General features: G+C 72.0%; 8 protein-coding genes. 2 read left to right on the top strand and 6 right to left on the bottom strand.

The annotated features are described in order from the left end of the window. From ACMA1D_RS27245 to ACMA1D_RS27230, 4 genes are all read right to left on the bottom strand, one after another. Nucleotides 1-1,236: hypothetical protein (locus tag ACMA1D_RS27245; protein ID WP_414726648.1), on the bottom strand; the 1,236-nt coding region annotated here is incomplete at its 3' end. Beyond that, on the bottom strand, nucleotides 1,226-2,095 hold the full coding sequence (locus tag ACMA1D_RS27240) for a hypothetical protein (RefSeq protein WP_414726647.1): 870 nt from the start codon (nucleotides 2,093-2,095) through the stop codon (nucleotides 1,226-1,228). The genes ACMA1D_RS27240 and ACMA1D_RS27245, both read right to left, overlap by 11 nt. Before the next feature lie 492 nt (nucleotides 2,096-2,587). Further along, nucleotides 2,588-2,896: a hypothetical protein gene (locus ACMA1D_RS27235; RefSeq protein ID WP_176162433.1), complete on the bottom strand. Its 309-nt coding sequence runs from the start codon at nucleotides 2,894-2,896 to the stop codon at nucleotides 2,588-2,590. Nucleotides 2,897-3,330: 434 nt separating this feature from the next. Continuing rightward, nucleotides 3,331-3,537, bottom strand: a complete 207-nt coding sequence (locus tag ACMA1D_RS27230) for a DUF397 domain-containing protein (RefSeq protein WP_414726646.1) — start codon at nucleotides 3,535-3,537, stop codon at nucleotides 3,331-3,333. A 520-nt stretch (nucleotides 3,538-4,057) separates the two neighbouring features. Here ACMA1D_RS27230 and ACMA1D_RS27225 point away from each other — a divergent pair. Next, entirely contained in the window at nucleotides 4,058-5,095 is a 1,038-nt protein-coding gene (locus ACMA1D_RS27225) for an NlpC/P60 family protein (RefSeq protein ID WP_414726645.1), read from the top strand. Nucleotides 5,096-5,389: 294 nt separating this feature from the next. Beyond that, nucleotides 5,390-6,148, top strand: a complete 759-nt coding sequence (locus ACMA1D_RS27220; protein ID WP_414726644.1) for a phosphatase PAP2 family protein — start codon at nucleotides 5,390-5,392, stop codon at nucleotides 6,146-6,148. 162 nt (nucleotides 6,149-6,310) lie between these two features. Here ACMA1D_RS27220 and ACMA1D_RS27215 read toward each other — a convergent pair whose 3' ends face one another. Together ACMA1D_RS27215 and ACMA1D_RS27210 are read right to left on the bottom strand one after the other, a co-directional pair. Continuing rightward, nucleotides 6,311-7,912 carry an FAD-binding oxidoreductase gene (locus tag ACMA1D_RS27215; protein WP_414726643.1) on the bottom strand — a complete coding sequence of 534 codons (1,602 nt, stop codon included), beginning with the start codon at nucleotides 7,910-7,912 and terminating at the stop codon, nucleotides 6,311-6,313. Nucleotides 7,913-8,363: 451 nt separating this feature from the next. Next, complete coding sequence (locus ACMA1D_RS27210) at nucleotides 8,364-8,561, bottom strand: hypothetical protein (RefSeq protein ID WP_414726642.1); 198 nt, start codon at nucleotides 8,559-8,561, stop codon at nucleotides 8,364-8,366. Between the last annotated feature and the right edge of the window lie 394 nt (nucleotides 8,562-8,955).

Below are 8,955 nucleotides of genomic sequence, written 5' to 3'. Positions count from 1 at the left end.
GTCGCCGCCCGAGCCGCCGCGGGCGCTGTGCGCGGCCACGCCGCCGGAGACGGGGTTGGCGGGGCGCGGCTGGGCGGAGCCGCCGCCCCCGCCGTCGCCACCGCCGACCGGGGCGCCGACGGCCCGGTTGCTGTGGGCGTTCATGCCCTGCTTGACCAGGGCTGCCGGGGAGCTGACGATCGCGGCGGCCTGCCGGGAGGCGGCGTCGTTGCTGGCGTTGCGGCTGCTGATGATCTCGTCGCCGAAGCCGGGTACGAAGCGGTAGATCATGGCGCTGGCGAAGATGGCCAGGATGATGATCGACAGGCCCGAGACGACCGCGGAGAACGCGTCGGGCCCCTCGTCCCCGGAGAGCGCCCCGGCCAGCCCGAGCACGATGATGATCACCGGCTTGACGAGGATGACCGCGATCATGAGGCCGGCCCAGCGGCGGACGTGGCCCCACATGTTCTTGTCGACCAGGCCCGCGTAGACGGCGGTGCCGAGCAGCGCGCCGACGTAGAGCAGGGCGGCGCGGATGACGAGTTCGAGGCAGAGCACGCCGGAGGCGAGGATGGTCACCAGCGAGACGACGATGAGCATGATCGGCCCGCCGCCGATGTCCTCGTCCTTCTTCAACGCCTCGGCGAACGACCCGAAGAACGCGTCGTTGTCGGCCCCCGTGCCCGAGGCGATCACCTCGGTGACGGCATCGGTGGCCGAGACGACGGTGTACAGCACCAGCGGGGTGAAGGCCGAGGCCAGCACGGTGAGCCAGAGGAACCCGATGGCCTCGGTGATGGCCTCCATGAACGGCACCCCACGGATCGCCCGCTTGGCGACGGCCAGCAGCCACAGCAGCAGCGTGAGCACGGTGGAGGCGGCGAAGACGATGGCGTACTGCCGCAGGAACGTCTCGTTGGTGAAGTCCACCCCGGCCGTCTCGTTGACCATGTCGGACAACTTGCCGACCAGCCAGGAGGCGGCTTTGGCGCAGGAGCGGGCTAGGGAGACTGCGGGGTCGATGGGGGCGGTGGGGTCTTCGGACCCGGGAGCGTCTCCCTTCCCCTCGTCTCGGCAGAACTCTCTTCCTGAGCCGTGGATCTGGTCACAGACCTTGCGGTCATCAGACGTGGGCGTAGGCGTAGGCGTTGGGGACGGAGCGGCTGCAACCCGAGTGGCCAGCAGCACCAGAGTGGTCTGCAAGCCAGCCAGAATGCCTGTCAGGGTAAGGGCACGGCTTGACCTACCGGGCATACGTGAATCCTCCGTACCCTTCGACTGCCTCTGTGATTTGGTCAGCACCAGATACTGGTACGTCACCGCTCACGGGCGCGGGGCCATCCGTGAGTGAGTGAGCGAGGGCCTTCCAGTCGTTTCCTGTCCACGAGAGTTTGAGCGTGACGGTGAACCAGTCTGTCTTGACCGGACGCTTCGAGCCTTCGCCAGCGATGCCGGAGAGCCCAGTGCTCCACACGTCGATGGTGGCGGTGTTGGCTGAGTACTCCTTGATTTTGGTGCCAATGGGAATTGTGCGGGAGACGAAGGTAAGCCCCTCCGGGGCTTTGCCGTCCTTGCTCAGCCCAATCCTGTGCAGGACGTTCGACGAATAGGCCTTGTCGAGGACCTGCTCGAACTCAGGAATCGCTTGGGGCGCCGCCACCGTGTTCACGATGGCGTGCCGGCTCTCTCGCGTGTACATCTCCACCGACCCCAAAGCCACCGCGTAGTTCGCCGCGGCGCTCTGCGCCCCCTGTTCCGTGCGGGGGAAGCCGGTGGCGATGCCCGTGGTGGTGTCCTTGCCGCTGACGGGGCGTTGGCCGGTGGGGGCGGTGGGCTGGGCCGCTTCGTTCTTGTCGCGGGAGGACTTGCTTCCGCCGTCGCTCGCGGAGCCGTCGCCACCGCCGCCCCGGTTGGCGAAGGCGATGGCCGCGATGAGCAGGACGACCACGGAGACCACGGTGAGCAGGCTGCGGCTCGGCTTGGGGGTGGGGCGGGGCCGTCGGCCGCCGCCGAAGGCGTCGCCGTCGCCGTCGGGGAGCCGGGTGCGGGTCAGTCGCCCGTCGCCGTGTTCACCGCCGTAGGAGTCGTAGTGCTCGTCGCCGCTGGGACTCATCGTGCGCCCGCCCCTTCACCCGTGTGCCCGGTCGCTGCCGTGCGTGCCGCCCCGGCCCGGTCCGCTCTGTGCGGCGCCGCCCGGCCGTACGACGCCGGGGCGAGCGGCGGCTCGCTGGCCGTCGCTCTGGTGCCGCCCTGGTACGACGGTAGCGGCGCGCGACGGAGCGCGGGTGCGGTGGTGTGGGTGCACATCAAGCTGACACAACCTCAGCAGCGGGACCGGGGGGATGGGAGGGGCGGGGTGGTGCCGGCGCGACGTGCCGGCCGCCCGTTCCGCCCGCGCCGCGGTGGACGCGGCCGGCGGTCCGAGTGGCCTGGAGGTGTCGGCATCAGCGAGCGGCCTCGTGGGGAGGGAGGGGTGAACGGTGGTCGGTCGGGAGGTGGAGGCGGGCGGGGGAGGACGGGTGGGCCTTCGCGGCGACGGGCTCGGTGGCGGCCCGACGCTCGCTGACGTGCGGCGCGCGCGGCGCCGCACGGGTGGGACGAGGGGCTAGACGGCCATGCCGTACACGATGGTGAAGAGCGTGCCGAGCGAACCGATGATGAAGACGCCGGTCAGGCCAGCGACGATCAGGCCCTTGCCCTGCTCGGCGCTGAACGTGTCACGCAGGGCCGTCGCTCCGATGCGCTGCTTGGCCGCGCCCCAGATCGCGATGCCGAGGCACAGCAGAATGGATACGGCCATCACGACCTCGATCATGATGCGTGCTTCGTTACCCAAACTTCCGAAAGGCCCCCAGTCGGGGGCGATTCCGCCGATGATGGTGGTGATGTCGCCTTTTTCGGCTGCCAAGTACATGTGAACTCACCGCCCCTTATGGGTTGTTGTGTGCCCGTTGCCGCACGGCACGGGTCAGCCTCTATCTTCGCTGAAGTTGCCACTGTCGCATGTCGATTTGGCGGCATTTCTTGGCGGATCTTGTATCTGATCCGGCCACCGCCGCCCTGACCTGCGATCAAGCCGGGTGCAGTGAGTGAGACGAGGCGTCGACGGCTTCGGTTCTCGTCACGCTCTGCTTTGCGCGTCGTGAGGTTCCGTCACGTTCCGCTGCCGGGCTGGTGTGGACCTGGTCGGTGGTGGTGGGTGAGGGGAGCGCTGTCGCGGAACCGTGGCTCGTTCTGTGTCACTCGTACGGGCCGCTCGCCGGCCGGTCCTGGCCGGTCCCGTACGGCCGCGGCGCCCCGGGAGCCGTCGACCACTGCGGCGGCGTGCCCCCAGCCGCGGCCGTGCCCTCACTCGACGAAGCCGTCGAACTCCCCGGCCTTGACACCCTTGATGAACGCCTCCCACTTCGGCGGGGTGGTGATGACCACCTCGTCCCGGTTGCGGCTTTCCCTGAGGTAGATCCGGCCGTCCGGTCCCGCGGCCACCTCCAGGTACTCCGGCGGGTCCTCGCCCTCGGGGACGGCGGGCTGCCAGTCGAGCTGCTCCAGGTCCATGGCGGCGTCCTTGTCGCGGGTGCTGGTGGGGTGGTGACGGGGCGTGGGGTGGTGCGCCGGCCGCCGGTGACGCCGTACGGATCGGTGGCGTACGGCCGTGAGTCGGACTGTAGCCGGGGCCGGCGGGGCGGCAGTCGCACACCGGCCGCCGGGAGCCACCCGACGGCGGCCCGTGGCCCGGTGGGGCCGGCCGGAGCGCGGTGAGCAACCGGAGCCGACCGGAGCCGACCGGAGCCGACCGGAGCCGACCGGAGCCGCCGGCGGTCCGCACGAGGGCCGGGCCGACGCCCCCCCCCGGGACCGGCAGGTTCACCGCCGCAGCGCACCCACGCCCGGCCGGGCCGCCCGCCGCCCGCCGGCCGCCGTTCATCGTTCGTAGACCGGTCCGCGGGCCGGCCCGGTCGTGTGACGCATGCCTCCACCCGTGTGCTCCCGCCGTGCATCGGTGGACGTCAGACGCCCTCTCGCCAAGGTGGCGGGCGCCGTCGTACCGTGCCCACCATGTCCATGTGACCGCCGGATGGGGGAGGATGGCCCGGTGCGAAAGAAGGCCTGGCTCGCTGTCAGCATCGGTATGGGGCTGTCCTTTTCCCTCGTCGCCCTGCTCGTCCTGGCCACGTACATGGTCGCCAGCAAGCTCCCGGGCGGCGGCTCGGGCGGTTCCGTGCGGCTCGTGGAGGGGGCCGTGCCGGCGGAGTACGCGCAGCTGGTGGAGCAGCACGGCAACCGCTGCCCGGCCATCAACCCGGCGCTGCTCGCCGCGCAGCTCTACCAGGAGAGCGGCTGGAACCCGAAGGCCGTGAGCCCGGCCAACGCGCGTGGCCTCGCGCAGTTCATCCCCGGCACCTGGGACGCGTACGGGGTGGACGGCGACGGTGACGGGGACCGCGACATCTGGGACCCGGCGGACGCGATCCCGTCCGCCGCCGCGTACGACTGCGCGCTGGCCAAGTACGTCAAGGGCGTGCCGGGCGACCCCACGCACAACATGTTGGCCTCCTACAACGCCGGTTCGTACGCCGTGATCAAGTACAACGGGGTGCCGCCGTACAACGAGACGCAGAACTACGTGCAGCGGATCACCACCCTCGCCAAGAGCTTCGCGGCGCCGACCCGGCCGGTCGCCGCGTCCAAGCAGGCGGCTGCGGCGATCTACTTCGCACAGAAGCAGCTCGGCACGCCCTACCTGTGGGGCGGCAACGGGACGCCGGACCAGGACGGGCGGTTCGACTGCTCGGGGCTGACGAAGGCCTCGTACGCCACCGTCGGCATCGAACTGCCGCGCGTCGCCAACGACCAGTGGAACGCCGGGCCGCACCCCAGTCGCGACGAACTCCAACCGGGCGACCTCGTCTTCTTCGCGTACGACCTCCAGGACCCGCGGTCCATCCACCACGTCGGGATCTACGTCGGCGGCGGCAAGATGATCAATGCTCCGTACACCGGCGCGGTGATCCGTTACGACGACATCGATTCGCCGGACTACATCGGGGCGACCCGGGTCACCAAAGATGGCGCGAATGCGCTCCCCACTCCCCAGGAGCGGGCGGCCTCCTGACCGGTCGACAGCCGCCTCCCGGACCGGTTCGGGCAACGGAGCGGAAGCCGATCACGGGCACTTTTCGGGGCGTGGCGTGGCCGGAACCCTGCGTGATGCCGACTTTCTGAGCTGCGACGATGGGTCACCCTTCGATAACGTCCTGGTGATCGTTGGGTGGAGAGTGGAACGTGTTGCCCCACACAGGCGTTTCCTTCGAGTGGAATAGCAGCAGACTGGGTTGAAGGACTGCGGGGGCGGCCAGTTGCATGCAGCGACGGGCGTGACGGGCACACAGATAAGGGGCCGCGGCAGATGGCTGGACTCGCAGTGGAGTCCCCCTGGGCAGCAGAGGTCAGGGAGGGCTCGAACCCGGATGTCAGCCTGCTCTACGACATCAACGGCTGGGCACGGGACGCGCCGCACTGGTGCGACCGTGTGATGGAGTTCGTCGGCGAGTTCGGGGTCGTCTTCGCGCTGGTCGCGCTGTTGTTCGGCGCGTGGTGGAGCGCGCGCAAGCGCAGCGACGCGGCGAGCGCCACCGCCGGTCTGCTGTGGGCCCCGCTCGCCGCCGGCATCGCCCTGTTGGCCAACATCCCGATCCGCAACTTCGTGGAGCGGCCCCGCCCGTTCAAGGACCACCAGCGGGTGGTGGCCCTGGTGGACGGCAAGAGTGACTACTCGTTCGTCAGCGACCACGCCACGCTCGTCGCCGCCATCGCGGTCGCGATCTTCATGGTCAACCGCAAGTACGGGGTCTTCGCCCTGTTCATCGCGCTGGTCGCGGGCTTCTGCCGGGTCTACATGGGCGTGCACTACCCGACCGACGTGGTGGGCGGCTTCGCGCTCGGCACGGCCGTCGCGCTGTTGCTCGCCCCGCTGGCCATGATGCTGCTGACGCCGCTGGCCAGCGCGGTGGCCGACTCGCGGGTCGGCTGGCTGGTGCGGGCGAACGGTGGCCGCAGCCACCGGCCGGCCACCGGCGTCACCGTCTCCACCGAGCAGCACCCCACCGCCGGCCCGACCGTCACCCAGGTCAGCGACAAGCGACGGGACAGCGACCTGGCGGCCTGAGGCCGGATCGCGCGCGCCGCCGTTCCACCGCGCCACCACCGCGCTCCGTCGTGGCCCGCCGCGATCCACTCGCCCCGCGCCCCCGCGCCCCGTTCCCGGGGCGTGGGGGCGCGCCGCGTTGTGGCACCGGCGGGCGTCCGGCCGCTGCGGGGCGGGGCCGGGCTAGAGCCCCTGCGGGAAGGAGAACAGCCGGCCCGGGTCGTAGCGCTTCTTGAGGGTGGTCAGTCGGCCGGCGGCGGCGCCGTAGTACGCGGTGCGCCAGTCCTTCAAACCCGCGTCGGCGTAGTTCTGGTAGGCGGCGCCGGAGGCATGGCGGCGCATGGCCGTGTGCGCGCCGTCCAGCCAGGCGGTCTGCGCGCTGCCGGTACGGCCGGCCGGCCAGGAGGCGGTGTACTGCGCCAGCATCCGCGACCGGCGGTGGACGAACGAGGTGGCCAGCGGCGCGACCCGGTTGACGGCCCCGCCGAGCGCGGTCAGGGCGATGGTCACGGCGCCGTCCCCGCGGGACCTGCCGTACCGCTCCACCTGGTCCAGCAGGGTGCGTACGCCCTGCTGGCTGAGCGAGCGGTCGAAGAAGTCGGAACGGGCGCCGTAGGTCTCCCGCTGGAGCGTGCCGGCCGCCGTGCGCCCCGGGGTGGCGCCGGGCAGGTGGCACTGGGCGGTGCTCTTGGTGGCGCAGCCGGCGTACATCCGCATGGCGTCCAGGTAGCCGCGGCGGCGCAGGCTGACGCTGCGGGCGCTGCCCCCGGCCCGGTCGGCGAGCCGGTCCAGGGCGTTCTGGAGGTCGCCGTAGGTGCCGAGGGAGAAGGCGCTGACGGAGAGGGTCGGGGTGCGGCCGGGGGCGGCCGAGAAGTGGATCGCCGACCAGATCTCGTCGGGCTGCGCCGGCCCCCACTCCTGCCAGGCGCGGAGCACGGCCGCCGCCTTCGACCAGGGCCAGGTGAGGTACGCGCTGACGCCGGGCGCCGCCTTGTGGGTGCGGAAGCGGAGTTCGGTCACGACGCCGAAGTTGCCGTTGCCCGCGCCGCGCAGTGCCCAGAACAGGTCCGCCTCGCGGTCCTTCGCGGTCTGTACGGTCTTGCCGTCCGCGGTGATGACGGTGGCGCCGATGAGGCTGTCGGCGGTGAGCCCGTACGCCCGGGAGACCACGCCGTGGCCGCCGCCGAGGGTCAGCCCCGAGATGCCGACGGTGGGGCAGGAGCCGGCGGGGAGGGTGACGCCGTGCGCGCCGAGTTGGGTGTAGACGTCGATGAGCTTGGCGCCCGCGCCGATGGTGGCGGTGCCGGCGCCGGTGCGGATCGTCTTCAGTCGGGAGACGTCGATGATCAGCCGGCCGGTGCCGCCGGAGTGGCCGGCGTAGCTGTGGCCGCCGTTGCGGATGGCGACGGGGGTGCCGTGCCGGCGGGCGAAGGCCAGGCACTCGGTGATGTCCGAGGAGTGTGCCACGTACGCGATGGCGGCCGGGCGCTGGTGGTCGAAGCGGGTGTTGTAGAGCTTGCGGGCCTGGGCGTAGTCGGCGTCGGCCGGGCGTATCAGACCGCCGCGCAGGCCCTTGCCGAGCGCGGTCCAGTCGGCCGGCTTCGGCCGGCCCGCGCCGGCCGCTGCCGAGCGGGTGGCCGCCGGGGCGCTGCCGCGGGTGGCGCTGGTCGCGGGTTCGCCGCTGCCGCGCGAGGCCGCCCGGCTGGTGTCGTCGTCGCAGGCGACGCCCCAGGCGGCCGTCGCGGCCAACCCGGTGCCTGCTGCCAGCAGTGTGCGCCTGTCCATCCTGCCCCTCCGCTGCTTGTCGTGGCCCTCTCCTACAGAGGGCGCAGGGCGGGTGGCGGTTCCTTCACCGGGGCCGCGGGGCCAGAAGCCGGACGCGTTCATGACATTTTCGGCCGGGATGTCGGGGCGGCGGGGCTCGGGGATGCCGGGGGAGCGGGGCGGACCCGGCGGGTGCGGGGCCGGCCGGTGCGGGGCCGGCCGGTGCGGGGCCGGGGCCCGTTCGCGCCTGCCCGTACGCCCTGCGCGCGTGCCTGCCCGGACGCACCTGCCTGCCGCACGCGTCCGGCCACACGCACGTACACGTCTGCTCTGTTCTCGCGGCTCGCGCGTCCGTACGCGCACGTACGCGGCAACCCCGGCGGTACGCCGCCGGGCAGGCCCAGCCGCCCGGCGGAGAGGCCTGAGGGACGGACCCGGCGAACGGCGCGGCGAAGGAGCGTGGCGGGCGGGGCTAACGGCTGGGTTCGGGTGGTGGGGCGGTGGCCGCGGGCTGTTCGACCAGTGCCGCGAGGTGGAGGTCCGCGTCCGTACGCGCCCGGGAACGTGCCCTGCGGGCCGGGCCCAGCCAGCCGCAGGAACAGCGGGCGAGACAGAAGGCGCCCGTTTCCGTGGTGGTCGTCTCGTGTTCTTCAGAACCGAACTGAGGCACGCATCCACGCTACCGGCCCGTGACGGCCCGTAGGGGCGATCGTTGAACGGAACATATTTCACCGTCGTCTCCTTGCCACGGATCGCGCCGGCTCCGAGCGGGTGCGGACGGTACGGCGCGACGCACGGGGTATCGGGCGCGACAACGGTCAGGGGGTCGGACGTCGATGAGGGTCCAGAGATCGGTCCGGGTGCAGGTGCGGCGGCACCGGTGTGGTGGCGGTGCGGTCGCCGCCGTTGCGGGCGGCCTCGTCGTCACGCTGGTGGCCACGGCCGGGTGCTCGTCGCGTACCACGTCAGAGGCGGGCGACGGGTCGCTCGCGCAGGAGCGGGTGGCTGACGAGTGGGATGCCGACGGCGCCGCGGACGGGGGGGGGGGGGGGGGGGGGGGGGGG

This window comes from Streptomyces sp. 796.1, from assembly GCF_047525675.1.
Lineage (GTDB): Bacteria > Actinomycetota > Actinomycetes > Streptomycetales > Streptomycetaceae > Streptomyces.
Note: the sequence above shows the minus strand (reverse complement) of the source record. Positions and strands in the feature narration are given on the sequence as shown.

What these genes read in the sequence shown, in the direction of transcription:
- ACMA1D_RS27220 (WP_414726644.1), top strand. Translation starts at nt 5,390, where the DNA reads ATGGCTGGACTCGCAGTGGAGTCCCCCTGGGCAGCAGAGGTCAGGGAG.
- ACMA1D_RS27235 (WP_176162433.1), bottom strand. Translation starts at nt 2,896, where the DNA reads ATGTACTTGGCAGCCGAAAAAGGCGACATCACCACCATCATCGGCGGA.
- ACMA1D_RS27225 (WP_414726645.1), top strand. Translation starts at nt 4,058, where the DNA reads ATGGGGGAGGATGGCCCGGTGCGAAAGAAGGCCTGGCTCGCTGTCAGC.
- ACMA1D_RS27230 (WP_414726646.1), bottom strand. Translation starts at nt 3,537, where the DNA reads ATGGACCTGGAGCAGCTCGACTGGCAGCCCGCCGTCCCCGAGGGCGAG.
- ACMA1D_RS27215 (WP_414726643.1), bottom strand. Translation starts at nt 7,912, where the DNA reads ATGGACAGGCGCACACTGCTGGCAGCAGGCACCGGGTTGGCCGCGACG.
- ACMA1D_RS27240 (WP_414726647.1), bottom strand. Translation starts at nt 2,095, where the DNA reads ATGAGTCCCAGCGGCGACGAGCACTACGACTCCTACGGCGGTGAACAC.